At 72.6% G+C, this 14,570-nt stretch carries 14 protein-coding genes; 5 read left to right on the top strand and 9 right to left on the bottom strand.

The annotated features are described in order from the left end of the window. Positions 1-100: 100 nt before the first annotated feature. From ABZ622_RS34695 to ABZ622_RS34685, 3 genes are all read right to left on the bottom strand, one after another. The gene (locus tag ABZ622_RS34695; RefSeq protein ID WP_360550159.1) at positions 101-1,453 is read right to left on the bottom strand and encodes a carboxyl transferase domain-containing protein; all 1,353 of its coding nucleotides are present in this window, start codon (positions 1,451-1,453) and stop codon (positions 101-103) included. After that, positions 1,446-2,900, bottom strand: coding sequence for an acyl-CoA synthetase (locus ABZ622_RS34690; RefSeq protein WP_360550157.1), 1,455 nt, complete (start codon positions 2,898-2,900; stop codon positions 1,446-1,448). The genes ABZ622_RS34695 and ABZ622_RS34690 overlap by 8 nt, the downstream gene beginning before the upstream one ends. A gap of 137 nt (positions 2,901-3,037) precedes the next feature. Next, entirely contained in the window at positions 3,038-4,246 is a 1,209-nt protein-coding gene (locus tag ABZ622_RS34685; protein WP_360550155.1) for an MFS transporter, read from the bottom strand. Between the two features lie 148 nt (positions 4,247-4,394). Between ABZ622_RS34685 and ABZ622_RS34680 the strand changes: the two genes are divergently transcribed. After that, positions 4,395-4,826, top strand: coding sequence for an Lrp/AsnC family transcriptional regulator (locus tag ABZ622_RS34680; protein WP_124717831.1), 432 nt, complete (start codon positions 4,395-4,397; stop codon positions 4,824-4,826). Here the strand turns inward: ABZ622_RS34680 and ABZ622_RS34675 are convergent. The 4 genes from ABZ622_RS34675 to ABZ622_RS34660 form a co-directional block, all read right to left on the bottom strand. Beyond that, positions 4,804-6,213 carry a GAF domain-containing protein gene (locus tag ABZ622_RS34675; protein WP_360550153.1) on the bottom strand — a complete coding sequence of 470 codons (1,410 nt, stop codon included), beginning with the start codon at positions 6,211-6,213 and terminating at the stop codon, positions 4,804-4,806. The genes ABZ622_RS34680 and ABZ622_RS34675 overlap by 23 nt on opposite strands. Positions 6,214-6,335: 122 nt before the next feature. Continuing rightward, complete coding sequence (locus tag ABZ622_RS34670; RefSeq protein ID WP_360550151.1) at positions 6,336-7,373, bottom strand: rod shape-determining protein; 1,038 nt, start codon at positions 7,371-7,373, stop codon at positions 6,336-6,338. 149 nt (positions 7,374-7,522) lie between these two features. Continuing rightward, positions 7,523-8,032: a hypothetical protein gene (locus tag ABZ622_RS34665; RefSeq protein ID WP_360550161.1), complete on the bottom strand. Its 510-nt coding sequence runs from the start codon at positions 8,030-8,032 to the stop codon at positions 7,523-7,525. Positions 8,033-8,079: 47 nt separating this feature from the next. After that, complete coding sequence (locus ABZ622_RS34660) at positions 8,080-8,553, bottom strand: MarR family transcriptional regulator (protein ID WP_360550149.1); 474 nt, start codon at positions 8,551-8,553, stop codon at positions 8,080-8,082. A gap of 151 nt (positions 8,554-8,704) precedes the next feature. Here ABZ622_RS34660 and ABZ622_RS34655 point away from each other — a divergent pair, with 151 nt between their 5' ends. The 4 genes from ABZ622_RS34655 (at position 8,705) to ABZ622_RS34640 (ending at position 11,827) form a co-directional block, all read left to right on the top strand. Then, complete coding sequence (locus tag ABZ622_RS34655; protein WP_360550147.1) at positions 8,705-9,724, top strand: NADP-dependent oxidoreductase; 1,020 nt, start codon at positions 8,705-8,707, stop codon at positions 9,722-9,724. 89 nt (positions 9,725-9,813) lie between these two features. Continuing rightward, a complete protein-coding gene (locus ABZ622_RS34650; RefSeq protein WP_360550145.1) occupies positions 9,814-10,242 on the top strand; it encodes an organic hydroperoxide resistance protein in 429 nt (142 codons plus the stop codon). Positions 10,243-10,411: 169 nt separating this feature from the next. Next, positions 10,412-11,203, top strand: coding sequence for an EI24 domain-containing protein (locus ABZ622_RS34645; protein ID WP_360550143.1), 792 nt, complete (start codon positions 10,412-10,414; stop codon positions 11,201-11,203). 15 nt (positions 11,204-11,218) lie between these two features. Beyond that, the gene (locus ABZ622_RS34640; protein ID WP_360550141.1) at positions 11,219-11,827 is read left to right on the top strand and encodes a LysE family transporter; all 609 of its coding nucleotides are present in this window, start codon (positions 11,219-11,221) and stop codon (positions 11,825-11,827) included. 21 nt (positions 11,828-11,848) lie between these two features. Here the strand turns inward: ABZ622_RS34640 and ABZ622_RS34635 are convergent, their stop codons facing one another. Continuing rightward, entirely contained in the window at positions 11,849-13,807 is a 1,959-nt protein-coding gene (locus tag ABZ622_RS34635; RefSeq protein WP_360550139.1) for an FAD-dependent oxidoreductase, read from the bottom strand. 119 nt (positions 13,808-13,926) lie between these two features. Further along, positions 13,927-14,523, bottom strand: coding sequence for a TetR/AcrR family transcriptional regulator (locus tag ABZ622_RS34630; protein WP_360550137.1), 597 nt, complete (start codon positions 14,521-14,523; stop codon positions 13,927-13,929). Positions 14,524-14,570: the final 47 nt, after the last annotated feature.

The following is a 14,570-nucleotide window of genomic DNA, read 5'->3' as shown; positions in this document are numbered from 1 at the left end:
CCGAACCCGCACAGTCACCCTCGCCGCATGACCAAGGCAAACAGCTACAAATCCGATGGCGCAGCCTTGACGAAGGACATAGAGGCACCCCCCCCGCGCCTCACTCCCCGGGCGGCCCCACCACCGAGCGGGCGAAGCCCAGTTCCACCAGGTCCTGGGGGCGCAGCCGCAGCTGGTCGGCCGTGGCGTGCACCTCGTCCGGGGTGCGCTTCAGGATCGCCGCCGCCGGCTCCGGGGCGATGACCGAGAAGTAACTGTCCCGGGTGACATGGGTGTTCCCCGGCGCCGCCAGCGCCAGCGCGCCGCCCGAACCGCCCTCGCCGATCACCAGGGTGGTGACGGGGACCCGGGTCCCCGCTATCGCCGCGAAGGCGTCGGCGATGGCGGCGCCCGCGCCCGCCCGCTCCGCCGCCGCGTCGTTGGCCGCGCCGGGGGTGTCGATCAGGGTGAGCACGGGGACGCCGAGCCGGTCGGCCAGCCGGACCACCCGCGCCGCAGTGCGGTAGCCGGCCGGGCGGGTGGCGGTGCCGCACTGGGCCACGTACGCGATCGGGCGGCCGTCGCGCCGCCCGAAGCCGCAGAGCAGCCCCGGGTCCGTACCCCCGCAGCGGTCGCCGGTGAGCGGGAGCCGGTGGTCGAAGTACGCGTCCAGGTACGCCTCGGCGCGCGGCCTGGCGGGCGAGCGGGCCTGCCGCACCGCGTCCCAGCCGGTCACCGGGAGACCGGTGGCGGACAGGGCGTGGGGGACGGGGGCGGGGAGCGCCGGGGAGTCTGTGCCCCGCAGCGCCCGCAGCCAGTGGGCCACGGTCCCGGGGAGTTCGTCCGGCGGGACGACGGCGTCGATCTGGCCCGCGGCCAGCTGGCCCTCGGCGGTGTACGCGTGGGGGTCCGCGTCCGGCGGCCGGACCCGGGAACCGGCGAACCCGACCTGGGCGCCCGGCAGCGCCAGGATCACATCGGCGCCCGCCCCCAGCGTGGCCCAGCCGCCGCCCGTCGTCGGATCGCGCAGGACCGCGAGCTGGGCGGGGCCCGCCGCCCGCAGCCGGGCCGAGGCACGGGCCACCCGCTGGAGCTGGGTGAGGGCGACCATGCCCTCCTGCATCCGGCTGCCGCCCGTCGCGATGAGCGAGACCAGCGGCAGCGCCCGGACCCGGGCGGCGTCGTACGCGGCCTCCAGCCGGTCCCCGGTGCGCTGCCCCAGCGAACCGCCCAGGAAGCCGAACTCGAACGAGACCAGGACGCAGCGCTGCCCGCCGACGGTGGCGAGGCCGTGCACGACGGACTCCTCCTCGCCGGTCCGGGCGGCGGCGCGGGCCCGGGAGTCCGCGTAGCCGGCCCAGGACAGGGGCCCGTCCCCGGTGCTGTCCGGACCGGGCGCGGTGGTGTCCGCGAACTCCTCGAACTCGGTGGTGACGGCCGCGATCGCCGCTCTCGCGCTCATCCGGTCAGCCATGGAGCGACCGCTTCATGATCTTGCCGAGGTCGTTGCGGGGCAGCGCGTCCAGGTAGCGGACCGTGCGCGGGCGCTTGTGCGGGGACAGCTGGGCGGCCACATGGTCCGCGAGCTCCTGCTCGGACGGCGGCGCCGCCGGGTCGGCCGGCACCACCCAGGCGACGATCCGCTCGCCCAGGTCCGGGTCCGGTTCACCGGTGACGGCGGCCTCGCGGACGCCCGAGTGGTCCAGCAGCGCGTTCTCGATCTCCCCGGCGCCGATCTTGTAACCGCCGCTCTTGATCAGGTCGGTGGCCTTGCGCCCGACGATCCGTACGTAGCCGTCGGCGTCCCGGGTGGCCATGTCCCCGGTGCGGAACCAGCCGTCCTCGGTGAGCGCGGCGGCGGTGGCGTCGGGGCGGTTCAGATAGCCGGTGAAGAGGTTCGGGCCGCGCACCTGGATCTCGCCGATGGTGTCGGGGCCGGTGCCGTCCCCCGGCAGGACGGTGCCGTCCTCCTCGACCAGGCGGAGCTCCACGCCGCGCAGGGGTGCGCCGACCGTACCGGGGCGGGGTTCGCCGTCGGCCCGGACGCCCGTGTTCATCAGGGTCTCCGTCATGCCGTACCGCTCGATGACCCGGCGGCCGGTGGCGGCCGCGATCCGCTCGTGGTCGTGCACCGGCAGCGCGGCCGACCCGGACACCAGCAGCCGGGCACCGGCCAGCGCCTTCGCCAGCCCGTCCGCCCCGGGGCCGTCGAGGGCCTCGGCGAGCCGGTGGTACATCGTCGGTACGCCGAAGAGCATGGTGCCGCCGGACGACAGCTCCCGGGCCACCCCGTCGGTGGAGAACCTGCCCAGATGCCGCACCGAGCCGCCCCGGCGCAGCGGCCCGAGCACGCCCAGGATCAGGCCGTGCACATGGAACAGCGGCAGGGCATGGACGAGCACGTCGTCGCCGGTCCACTGCCAGGCGTCCTCCAGCGCGTCGAGCGAGGCGGCGATCGCCCGCCGGGGCAGGATCGCGCCCTTGGGCGGACCGGTGGTCCCGGAGGTGTAGACGATCAGCGCGGGGGATTCGGGGGACGGCTCGGGGAGCGTGGCGCGGGCGCCCTCCCCGGCCGTGTCGACGTCGATGCGGTCCAGCGCGTCCAGCACCGGCGGGAGCGCGTCGCCCGCCCCGGCCAGCACCGCGGTCGGCTCGCTGTCGGCCACGATGTGGGCGAGTTCGCGCGTCCCCGTCTTCGGGTTGAGCGGAACCGCCGGCACCCCGGCACGCAGCGCGGCCACGACGGCGACCACCGTCTCCGGGGTGGGGGTGGCCCAGACCGCGACCCGCCCCGCCCCGGCGAGACGCCCGGCGAGCGCGGCGGAGGCGGTGACCAACCGGTCGTAGGTCATGGTGTGTTCGCCGAACCGGGTGGCTTCCCGGGTCGAACCGTCATCCGGCACAAACAGAAGAGGAGTCACCCACCGCACCCTATGGGCTGAGCCCCGAAGCGCGGACTCAGTCCCGCTTGAGTCCGCGCGCGGCCGTACGCGCACACGCACGGGCTCAGTCCCGCTTGAGTCCACGCGCGCGGCCGTACGCGTGCACGCGCCGGCTTTCAGTCCCGCTTGAGTCCGCGCATGCGGCCGTACGCGTACACGCACCCCGCCAGTGCCAGGTCCGACAGCAGCATGAAGCCGATCGAGTACGAACCCTTCGCGCTGTAGATCGCGCCCATCACCAGCGGTGGCACGAAGCCGCCCAGGCCGCCCATCGCGCCGACGATCCCGGTCACGCTGCCCACCTTCGCCTGCGGGGTCACCTGCGATACCAGGGCGAAGACGCTGCCGCTCGCGGTGCCCAGGCCCGCGGCCATGCAGAGCAGCGCGATCGTGCCGCCCGGGGCCAGCGGCGGGTCGAAGGCCTGGACGATCGCCATGAGAGCGGCCAGGCCGAGTGCCCCGGCCGTGACCACGGCCGGGTGGACACGGTCCGAGAGCCAGCCGCCGATCGGCCGGAAGACGACCGTGACCAGGGCGAACCCGGCTGCCTTCGTGCCGGCGTCGGTGGGCGACAGGTCGTACCAGGTCTTCAGATACGTGGGGAGGTAGACACCGAACGCGACGATTCCGCCGAAGCCGATCGCGTACAGCGCGGACAGCTCCCAGGTGACCCGCAGCCGTCCGGCGTCGGCCAGCCGGTGGGCGAGCGAGTCGGTCGGCACCGGGCGGCCCGGCCGGTCGCTGACCAGCACCGCGGCCAGTGCCGCGTACACCACGAGCGCCGCCGCGACCACCAGGTACGGCAGGTTTTCGCCGTGCCCGGCGATCCTCGGGGTGAAGTACCCGGACAGCGCGACACCGCCCATGCCCATGCCGAACACCCCGAGCGCGAGGCCTCGTTTGGCGGGCGGGAACCACGAGTTGACCAGCGGGATGCCGATCGCGAACGTGGTGCCGCCCAGGCCCAGCAGAAAGCCCACGGCGAGCATCGCGCCATAGGAGTCCCGTGCCGGGATCAGCAGCAGCACGGGCACGATGGTGAGCGCCGAGACCAGCGGGAACATCAGCCGTGCGCCGTACTTGTCGGTCAGCGCGCCCGCCGGGATCCGGCCCAGCGAACCCACCAGCACCGGCACCGCCACCAGCAGCGACTGCTCGAACGAGCTCAGCCCCAGCCGTTCCTTGTAGTCCCCGGACAGCGGCGCGATCAGATTCCAGGCCCAGAAGGTGAGCCCGAAACCGATCGTGGCCATCAGGAGGTTGCGGTAGGCGGCCGGGGACGGCGCGTCGACCGGGGCGGGGGACTGCTTGACGGCTGTATCCACCCCTTCAGTCAAGGGCGGGCGGGGGCCGCGGGCCTGCCGGAATGAGCCATGCGGGTCACCGGCGACCGGGGGACCGGGTACGGGGGCGGGGTACGGCCGGACGCGACTTGCACAGTCGCGAACCGGAAAAAGCTGCGACAATCGCAGTATGGACCGGCTGGACAGAGAAATCCTCGGCATCCTCCAGGAGGATGCCCGGATCTCGTACCGCGATCTGGGCGTACGGGTCGGGCTCAGCGCCAACGCGGCGGCCGACCGGGTGCGCAGACTGCGCCGCGACGGTGTCATCCGCGGCTTCACCGTGATCATCGACCCGGCCGCCGACACCCGCACCGGCCTCGTCGTCTTCATCGATGTGACGCTGCGCATCGACACGACCAACGAGGTGTTCGAACGGGCGGTGCTCGCCCTGCCCGGCATCACCGAGGTCGTCCATGTGACCGGCGGCCACGACTATCTCGTACGGGCCACCGTCGCCGACACCGCCGCCCTGGACGGGCTGCTGCGCAGGCTGAAGCGGGAGGCCGGGGTCGCCCACTCCAACACCCGGGTCGCGCTCAGAGCGGCGCCTGCCAGGTAACGGTCGGCGAGCGCGAGCCGTCCTCGTCGCGCCCGTCGTCGGCGACCGTCAGCCGGACCGCGGCCCGGCCGTCCGGCAGCTCGGCCGTCGCGTCCACGGCCACCTCGATCGCCGACACCCCGGCCCGCCGGTGCGCGGTCGCGAGCGCGCCGCGCAGCGCGGCGAGCAGCTGCCGGTCCACGGGCTCCCGGACCAGCGCGTCGACCGCCCCGGTGAAGTGCACCGACGGCTGGAAGCCGAGTACGGCGGCGGCGCCCGCGGTCTCCCGCAGCACCTGGCCGCGGAAGGTCGCGGGGGCCTCGGCGGGCGGCTGCTGGAGGGCGAAGATCGCCGTCCGCACCTCCTGAATGGTGGAGTCCAGCTCGTCCACGGCCCTGCCGAGCAGCTCGTCGGTGTCCGGGGCGGCGGCCCTGCGGCGGGTCGACTCCAGCATCATCTCGGTCGCGAACAGCCGCTGGACCACGAGATCGTGCAGATCGCGGGCGATCCGGTCCCGGTCCTCGTACACCGCGAGCTGCTCCCGGTCGTGCCGGGCGTCCGCCAGGACCAGTGCCAGCGCGGCCTGCGAGGCGAACTGGGTGGCGAGCAGCCGGTCCACGGCCGTGTACGGGCGGTCGCCGCGCCGCCGGGGCAGGGCGAGGGTGCCGATCAGCCGCCCGCCGCTCTGCAGCGGCAGCATCATGCTGGGGCCGAAGCGCGAGCGCACATGCGTCGTCATCCGCGGATCGGTCGCCGAGTCCTCGATGAACACCGGCTCCCCGCCCAGCAGTTGGACCAGCACTGCGGAGCCGGGTGCGATGGCCGTACCGACGATCCCGGCCGGGTCGTCGAGCGTGGACGCGGTGACGATCTCCATCCCGCCCTCCTCGTTCGGCTGGAGGATGACCCCCGCGCAGGCGTCGGCGAGTGTCCGGGCCCGTTCGGCGACGGTCATCAGCGCGTCGGCCGCGCTCCCGCCGGTCAGCAGCGCGGTGGTGACGGCGGCCGCCCCCTCGATCCAGCGCTCCCGCTGCCGGGCCGCCGCGTACAGCCGGGCGTTGGCGATCGCGTTCCCGGCCTGCGAGGCCAGCGCGCCGAGCACCGCCGTGTCCGAGTCGGTGAACCCGCCGGTGTGCTTCTCCGTGAGGCACAGGTTGCCGAAGACCTGGCCGTGCACCCGGATCGGCGTCCCGAGGGAGGAGCGCGCCGACGGCCGGCCGGGCGGCGACCCGCCTGTCTCGTCGAGCCCCGAGGTGTACCGCTCGACGATGGTGCCGCGCTCCGGGTCGAGCACGCCGAGCGCGCCGTACCGGGCCCCGGTCAGGGCCGTCGCGGTGTCCACGATCTGCTGGAGCATGGTCCGCAGTTCGAGATCGGAACCGATGCTCAGCACCGCTTCCAGAAGCATCGACAGCGCCGGTTCCGCCGGGGCAGGAGCTGGGCCAGGGGCCAGGGCCGAGGCCGCCGGACCCGCTCCGCACGGTCCCGCGTCCGCTGCCTCGTCGGTCATGCGCCGCACGCCCGCAGTGCTCAGCAGGCCAGCGGGTCGAGGACCATCGGCTCGACCTTTCCGTCCAGCATGGCGCCGAGCCCCAGCACCGCGCAGACGTCCGGCCGCTCCGCGATGTGCACCGGCACGCCCGTCGCGTCCCGCAGCATCTGGTCGAGTCCGGGCAGCAGCGCGCTGCCGCCGACCATCATGATCCCGCAGTCCGCGAGGTCGGCCACCAGATCGGGCGGGCAGTCGCGCAGGATCTTGCCGAGCCCGTCCAGCACCGCGGTGAGCGGGGCGTGGATGGCCTGCTGCACGGCCGCGGTGTCCACATGCACCGAGCGGGCCAGACCGGTCGCCACGTCACGGCCGTGGATCTCGGTCGTGGCGGGCCCCTTCGAGGTCAGGCCGCTGCCGCTGAGCGCCAGCTGAAGCTGGCGCACGGACTGGCTCGGCAGCATCAGCTCATGGTGCTGGCGCAGATACTGGATCACCGCGTGGTCGATGGCGTCGCCGCCCACCGGGATGCGCACGGCGCTGACGATCGAACCGAGCGAGAGCACCGCGATCTGGGTGGTCGCCGCCCCGCACACCATGATCATGGTGGCGGTCGGCTGCTCGACCGGCAGTCCGCAGCCGACGGCCGCCGCGATCAGGGTGTCGACCAGCTCGACCCGCCGGGCGCCGAGCCCGACCATCGTCTCCACGGCGGCCCGCTGGGCGAGCGGATCGCTGTCGTGCGGGGTGCAGGCGGCGGCCCGCAGCCGTGGCTTGCGGCGCAGCTGCCGGCGGAGCTTCTCGCCCAGCAGATGGCGGAGCATGCGCTGGGCCATCTCGATGTCGACGACGGTCCCGCCGGTGACCGGCCGGGCCACCCGGATGTAGTCGGGGGTGCGGCCCGTCATCTGTTCGGCGAGCGCGCCGACGGCGATGAGCGACCCGGTACGGGTGTTCACCGCGGCGACGCTCGGCTCGTCGACGACGAGCCCGAGGCCCTTGACGTACACCCGGGTCCGGGCGGCCCCGAGGTCGACGGCGACATGGCAGCGGCGCAACTGCTCAAGACTGACGGTCACGGCAGGTCTCCCGAGAGCGCGGACGATGGCACCGGCGGCAGCCGGTTCTCTCCCGCAAGCGTGCGCCGTTCGGAGTCCTGGCGCGCGTTGGGATGAGCCGTCGGGGGGACCGGGCTGACGGGCCGACAGAAGAGTGCGGTACGCGGGAATCAGCCCGGCAGCAGCCGCTGGAGTAGCCCCCAGGTGAACTCGGCGACGTACGGCTCGCCCGTGCCCGGCGCGGTGATCGCGAGCGCCCACCGGGTCGGCGCACCGCCCTCCATCGGGCGAGCCGGCGCGAAGGCCCGCGCGACCTCGTCGACCGTGCCCGACCAGGGGCGCAGATCCTCGACCGTACGCAGCTCGGGGCCCGGCGCCCCCGGCGCCCGGACCAGCCACTCGTTCCACACCGCGCCGCCCGGCGCGACCATCACCTCGAACCACAAGTCCGGCCACAGCACTGTCCGCCACCGCAGCGCGTCGCACTCCAGGTCGCCGACGGTACGACGGACGGACGACACGGGCTCACCGAGCACCGAACGGTAACGGCGCAGCGCGCCCCGCCCGCCGGGCGCCCGCACCATGGCCTGCCAGCGGCGGTTGGCCTCGCGCATCTCGGCGAGCGTGGCGCTCAGTTCGTGCCGGGCGTCCTCGACCAGGCCGGGCTGGTGGTCGGCCATCCGGCGCAGCAGGACCAGCTGGAACTCACGGGGGCCGAAGGGGGCGGTCACGGCTTCGACGGTCCCACACCGGGGCCCCGGCCGCCGGACGGCCCCGGCTCGCCGAGCATCCGGCGCAGCAGGTCCCGCAGCATCGCCCGGTCCCCGTCCGACAGCCCGGCCAGCGGCTCCCGGGCGAAGGTGAGCGAATCACGCAGCTGCTGCGCCGTCCGGGCGCCCAGCTCCGTGGGGGCGGCCAGCTTCACCCGCCGGTCGGCCGGATCCGGCCTGCGCTCCACCAGGCCGCGGGTCTCCAGCCGGTCGACGATGCCGGTGATGTTCGACGGCTCGCACTTCAGCTTCTGGGCGATCCTGCGCATGGGCATCGGCTCCCGCGAGAGCAGCCCGAGCACCCGCGCCTGCGCACCCGTGAGCGAGTGGGCCGCCGCCGCCTCGTCGTACTCCTCGTAGTAGCGCGCCACGACGGTACCGATGAGCTCGACGACTTCGAGGGTCAGGGGGTCTGTGCGGGAGGTGGCCATGACACCCAGGATAGCCGGTTGCTTGACAACATGAAATATTCAGGAGCATGGTTGTTTCACCACCTGAAGTATTTCGCTCCCCCTGGTGCGGCCCCCACCGCCCGGCCGGAGTTTCCCCCACCTCGTAGGACATTGAGGAGAACCCGAGCCCATGTCAGCAGCACTTCCCACGTCCGGCCGTGAATGGCACCTCGTCGCCCGCCCCCACGGCTGGCCGAAGGCCGAGGATTTCGCGCTGCGTGAGGTCCCGGTCACCGCTCCCGGCGAGGGCCGGGTCCTCGTCCGCAACCTGCACTTCTCGGTCGACCCCTACATGCGGGGCCGGATGAACGACGTGAAGTCGTACACCCCGCCCTTCAAGCTCGACCACCCCATGGACGGCGGAGCGGTCGGCGAGGTCATCGCCTCGAACGCCGACGGCCTCGCGGTCGGCGACCACGTCATGCACGGTCTCGGCTGGCGCGAGTACGCGGACGTCCCGGCCAAGCACGCCGTGAAGGTCGACCCCTCGCTCGCCCCGCTCTCCGCCTACCTCGGCGTGCTCGGCATGACCGGGCTCACCGCCTACGCGGGCCTCTTCGACGTCGCCTCCTTCAAGCCGGGCGACGCCGTCTTCGTCTCCGGCGCGGCCGGCGCGGTCGGCAGCCAGGTCGGCCAGATGGCCAGGATCAAGGGCGCCTCCCGGGTCATCGGCTCGGCCGGCTCCGACGAGAAGGTCAAGCTCCTCGTCGAGGAGTACGGCTTCGACGCCGCCTTCAACTACAAGAACGGCCCGGTCGCCGATCAGCTGCGCGAGGCCGCCCCCGACGGCATCGACGTCTACTTCGACAACGTCGGCGGCGAGCACCTCGAAGCGGCGATCTCCTCGCTCAATCTGCACGGCCGCGTCACCGTCTGCGGAATGATCGCCCAGTACAACGCGACCGAGCCGACCCCCGGCCCGCGCAACCTCGCCCTCGTCATCGGCAAGCGGCTGCGCATCCAGGGCATGCTCGTCGGCGACCACGTCGACCTCCAGCCGCAGTTCGTCCAGGAGGTCGCCGGCTGGCTGGCCTCGGGCGAGCTGAAGTACAACGAGACCTTCGTCGAGGGCATCGAGAACGGCTTCGAGGCCTTCCTCGGCCTGCTGCGCGGCGAGAACACCGGAAAGATGATCGTCTCCCTCGCCTGACAGCCGCCCCGGCACCCCCATTAGGCTCATCCACAGGCCGCCGCGATCGTGGGCGCGAGTCGCGGCGCACAGCAGGAGGAATCCTCAGCATGACCATTCAGGACATAACCGTTGCCTACACCGCCGTCGCCACCGCCGAGAACGGCCGTGACGGCCGCGTCTCGTCCGACGACGGCAACCTCGACGTCGTCGTCAACCCGCCGAAGGCCATGGGCGGAAGCGGCGCGGGCACCAACCCGGAGCAGCTCTTCGCGGCCGGCTACAGCGCCTGCTTCCAGGGCGCGCTGGGCGTCGTCGCCCGCCAGGAGAAGGCGGACATCACCGGCTCCACGGTGACCGCCGAGGTCTCCATCGGCAAGACGGCCGAGGGCGGCTTCGGCCTGGAGGTGGCGATCAGCGCCACCATCCCGAACGTCGACACCGCCACCGCGCAGTCGCTCGTCGAGAAGGCCCACCAGGTGTGCCCGTACTCGAACGCCACCCGTGGAAACATCAAGGTCGAGCTGTCGGTCGCCTGACCGGCCGTCCGCGACAGCCGAAGGGCCGCACTCCCGAACGGGGTGCGGCCCTTCGCCGCCGCCGGTCGCGGCAACGGCCGCCGACCATTGGGGACAAACCGTCCGGCGGGCCGCGCCCCGCCCCAACTCCCAGGTCAAGGGCCCCCTTCGCCACCAGTACGCTGACGCCATGCGTGATCTGGGTGCGGGCTTCGGCTACTTGATAAAGGGACAGCGCTGGGTCGGCCGGCACGGCCGCTGGTTCGGCTTCGGGCTGCTGCCCGGACTCATCACACTCGTGCTGTACGCGGGCGCCCTGATCGGCCTCGGCCACGGCGCGGACGACCTCGTGGACTGGGCGACCCCGTTCGCCGACGACTGGTCCTCGCCCTGGCTCGGGCTGCTCCGCAACACCCTGACCGTGCTGGTCTTCGGCCTCGGACTCTTCCTCGCCGTGATCACCTTCACCGCCGTGACCCTGCTGGTCGGCCAGCCCTTCTACGAGTCGCTCTCCGAGCAGGTCGACCGCACCGAGGGCGGTGAGGTCCCCGAGTCCGGGCTGCCGCTCTGGCGGGAGCTGTGGATCTCCGCCCGCGACAGCGTCCGCATCCTGGTACGGGTGGGGCTCTACGCGCTGCTGCTCTTCGCCCTCGGATTCATCCCGGTTCTCGGCCAGACCGTCGTCCCCGTGCTCGGCTTCTGCGTCACCGGCTACTTCCTCGCCGAGGAGCTCACCGCCGTCGCGCTCCAGCGCCGCGGCATGGCGCTGCGCGACCGGCTCGCGCTGCTGCGCGGCCGACGGCTGCTGACCCTCGGCTTCGGCGTACCGCTGGGGCTCGCCTTCCTGGTCCCGTTCGTCGCCGTGTTCCTGATGCCGGGTGCCGTCGCCGGAGCGACCCTGCTGGCGCGCGAACTGGTCGCGCCCGCCGAGGACGAGGACGAGGACGACACCCCGGCCCCGTACACCCTCGACAAGGACTGAGGAGAACATCCGCCCATGACCGAGCTCATCGCCGTTGCCGTCATCACCGTCCTCGCCGTCATCAGCCCGGGTGCGGACTTCGCGATGGTCATCCGCAACAGCTACCTCTACGGCCGTGCGACGGGGCTCATGGCCGCCGCCGGGGTCGCCGCCGGCGTCCTCGTCCACGTCACGTACACGATGCTCGGCGTCGGGCTGCTGATCGCCTCGTCGACCGCCCTGTTCACCGCGATCAAGCTGGTCGGCGCGGGCTATCTCGTCTACATCGGCCTGCGGACCTTCTTCGCCCGCGGCGACCTCGACGTCGATCTGGAGTCCAAGCCGCAGCTGACGCGGCTCGGGGCCCTGCGCACCGGCTTCCTCACCAACGCGCTGAACCCCAAGACCACACTCTTCGTCGTGTCGACCTTCACCCAGGTCGTCGGGCCCGACACCGCTCTGTGGCAGCAGGCCGGCTACGGACTGTTCATGTCCGCCGCCCACTTCGGCTGGTTCGCTTTGGTCGCACTGTTCTTCTCGAACTCGCGGCTGCGCACCTCGATGCTGAAGTGGCAGAAGGCCCTCAACCGGGGCATCGGATCCGTGCTCGTCGGACTGGGCGTCACCCTGGGCCTGGCCCGCTGAGCGACGCCCGCCGGACCCGGGTCAGCTGCTGTGCACCTCCAGCGCCGACCTGACCGCCGACTCCAGCGCCCCCTCGATCCAGGCCGGCTTGACCGAGGTGTGGTCGCCGGCGAAGTGCAGCGGCCCCTCGGCCGTCCGCACATCGGCGAGGAGTTCGGTGTGCTGGCCCGGCAGCAGCACCGAGGCCTCGCCGTACGCGTACTGGTCGCGCATCCACGACTGGGTGGCCCCGGCCCCCGTGTAGAACACCTCGATGCGCTGCCCGTACACGTCCTGCACCCCGCCGAGCGTGTGCGGGTAGCGCTCGTCGTCGTCCAGCGAGTCCCACTTCAGGGCGTCGTCGGCCCAGCTGTACGAGGCGAGGAGGACACCGCCCCTGCTGCCCTCGACCGGGTGGGAGGGCTGGTAGACGAAGCGGTTGGCGTTGTCGGTGACCGATCCGCCGCCGATGACGTGGGCCGCCTCGGGCTGGTTGCGGGCGGTGGCCCGGGAGGCCGCGTAGTGCACCCGCTGGTTGGGGGTGATGTGGCCGGGCGGTACGGAGGGGTGCGCGCCGAGCAGCGAACCGTCGGCCGGTGCCCTGCCCAGCCGGTAGTCGTCGTACAGACCCGGCCTGACCTTCTCCAGCTCGGTCTTCCAGTCCTTCTCCTCGAACTCCCACCAGCGGCGGCTGAATTCGAGCAGCACCTTGGTCGCCGCGTCGTAGTGGATCTCGGTGATCGCGCGCCGCTTTCCGTACGAGAGCGCGGGCGCGACGGGGATGTGGCGCAGCCCGGAGAACGGCACGGTGACGATCGCCCGGTCACCGGTGAACTTCTGCCGCACCAGCGGCTTTCCGTCGCGGCCCTCGGAGACCGTCTCGACCTCGACGCCGTCGGGTCCGTAACTGATCCTGGTGGCCCGGCGGTCCAGCCGCACCATGTCCTTGACCCGCTTGTACATCGCGTCGGCCAGGGTGGCCGTGCCGTCCGGCAGCTCGTAGAACGCGGTGTCCGGGCTGATCAGTGCGGCCCCGATGAAGCTGTGCACGAAGGCGAGATGGAGGCGGGAGGTGAGGTTCTCGACCGTGCCGATGAGGTCGATGGTGCGCTCGTCGAGCTTGGCCGCCTCGGTCAGGAAGCGGAACATCGACCAGTGCCCGTACTTCTGGATCACCCGGGCCCAGCCCTCGACGAGCTCCCGGCCCTCCTTGCCCTCGAACTCCTGCCGTACGGGCTTGAAGGCGTCCCGCACGATCGCCGCGGCGGTCTTGTTCTCGAACTCGGCGGGGACCCCGAACGAGCGGTTGACCGCCTGGGGCCTGACCGCGTAGTCGGCCTTGCGCATCCGGACGCCGTTGACGTGGATCCAGGTGCGGTTGACGGGCTTGCCCTCGGCGTCGACGTCCACCAGGTAGAAGGGGCGGCGCTTCAGGCCGAAGCTGTCCATGAGGCCGGTGACCAGCGGATGGCTGTCGGGGATGCGCATCGCGCCGGCCTCGGCGTACTGGTTCGGGTCCGCGAACGGCGTCCTGGCGTTCTCGTGGCCGCCCTTGCGGAAGGTCTTGATCCGGCCGCCGACGCGGTTGCCGTTGGCCTCGATGACGGTGACGGTGTGCCCGGCTTCGTGGAGCAGATGGGCGGCGGTGAGCCCGGCCGGTCCGGCGCCGACGATCAGCACCTTCTTGGGAGCCTTGCCGCTGCGCGGCAGGCCCTTGGACAGCAGGATGTCCCGGTAGCGGGGGACCAGCGGCCGGTCCTGTTCGTCGTATACGAGGACGGCGCGGGCGACGGCCAGGCAGGCGTCCCAGTCGGAGCCGGTGGCCGCGGGGGCGAGCGCGGCACCGGAAGCGGTGGCGGATCCGGCGGCGGCGGGCGCCGCGGCTCGCGCGGTGCCGGAAGCGGCGGTGACGGCCAACGCGGCGGCACCGGCGGTGGCGCCGGTGATCAGGGTGCGGCGGGAGGGCAGGCCGGAGGAGGTTCCGGTGGGCTCGGTAGTCATGCGGCAACCCTGCGGCGCAGGCAAGGGTGCTCTGTGCCCGAACGCGCGTAGACCACCCTGAAATCACCCGCAGGGGGCGCGAGTTGATCGCGTTCCGCCCCGTGTCGCCGCAGGTCATGTCATGATTGCGGGTTCTTCGCGGTCTCTTGTTCCGGCGGCCGCAACAGCGCCAGGAAGTCCCCGAACGCCGCGGGCATGTCCACCGAGTCCGGGTCCAGCAGCCACTGGTACTGGAGCCCGTCCATCACCGCCACCAGCAGCGGCGCCGCACGCTCCGGGGTCAGTCCGCCCGGCAGCCGTTCGCCGTACTCCGCGCGCAGTATCGCCGCCATGCTCGCCCGGACCTGGGTGTAGCGGCGGGTGAAGAACTCCCGCGCGGGATGCCCCTCCGTCACGCTCTCGCCCAGCAGCGCCGAGAACGTCTGGACGATGCCGGGCCGCATCGCGTTGTACTCCACCAGCGAGGCCAGCAGCTCGATCCGCCAGACCCCGTCGCTCCGGGTGCCGCCCCCGGTGTCCCACTGGTCGCGCTCCTCCAGCACGGCGACGAGCAGCGCGTCCTTGGTCGGGAAGTAGTGCAGCAGCCCCTGCTGGCTGAGGCCGACCCGCTCGGCGACGGCGCTCAGCGAGGCGCCGCGATAGCCGCGCTCGGCGATCACTTCGAGGGCGGCCCGGACGATCTCCGCCCGGCGCTCCGTACTTCTGGCCCGCACCATCGCCCCGGCCCCTTTCGGCGCTCCATCGGTCCCGCACAGGGACCGTA

Origin of the sequence: Streptomyces sp. NPDC007164, assembly GCF_040634135.1 — a bacterium.
GTDB classification, from domain to species: domain Bacteria; phylum Actinomycetota; class Actinomycetes; order Streptomycetales; family Streptomycetaceae; genus Streptomyces; species Streptomyces sanglieri.
The sequence above is the reverse complement of the archived record's forward strand: the minus strand, read 5'-3'. Positions and strand labels throughout refer to the sequence as shown.

What these genes read in the sequence shown, in the direction of transcription:
- ABZ622_RS34655 (WP_360550147.1), top strand. Translation starts at nt 8,705, where the DNA reads ATGTCAGCAGCACTTCCCACGTCCGGCCGTGAATGGCACCTCGTCGCC.
- ABZ622_RS34675 (WP_360550153.1), bottom strand. Translation starts at nt 6,213, where the DNA reads ATGCTTCTGGAAGCGGTGCTGAGCATCGGTTCCGATCTCGAACTGCGG.
- ABZ622_RS34645 (WP_360550143.1), top strand. Translation starts at nt 10,412, where the DNA reads ATGCGTGATCTGGGTGCGGGCTTCGGCTACTTGATAAAGGGACAGCGC.
- ABZ622_RS34640 (WP_360550141.1), top strand. Translation starts at nt 11,219, where the DNA reads ATGACCGAGCTCATCGCCGTTGCCGTCATCACCGTCCTCGCCGTCATC.
- ABZ622_RS34635 (WP_360550139.1), bottom strand. Translation starts at nt 13,807, where the DNA reads ATGACTACCGAGCCCACCGGAACCTCCTCCGGCCTGCCCTCCCGCCGC.
- ABZ622_RS34695 (WP_360550159.1), bottom strand. Translation starts at nt 1,453, where the DNA reads ATGGCTGACCGGATGAGCGCGAGAGCGGCGATCGCGGCCGTCACCACC.
- ABZ622_RS34630 (WP_360550137.1), bottom strand. Translation starts at nt 14,523, where the DNA reads ATGGTGCGGGCCAGAAGTACGGAGCGCCGGGCGGAGATCGTCCGGGCC.
- ABZ622_RS34680 (WP_124717831.1), top strand. Translation starts at nt 4,395, where the DNA reads ATGGACCGGCTGGACAGAGAAATCCTCGGCATCCTCCAGGAGGATGCC.
- ABZ622_RS34665 (WP_360550161.1), bottom strand. Translation starts at nt 8,032, where the DNA reads ATGGCCGACCACCAGCCCGGCCTGGTCGAGGACGCCCGGCACGAACTG.
- ABZ622_RS34650 (WP_360550145.1), top strand. Translation starts at nt 9,814, where the DNA reads ATGACCATTCAGGACATAACCGTTGCCTACACCGCCGTCGCCACCGCC.
- ABZ622_RS34660 (WP_360550149.1), bottom strand. Translation starts at nt 8,553, where the DNA reads ATGGCCACCTCCCGCACAGACCCCCTGACCCTCGAAGTCGTCGAGCTC.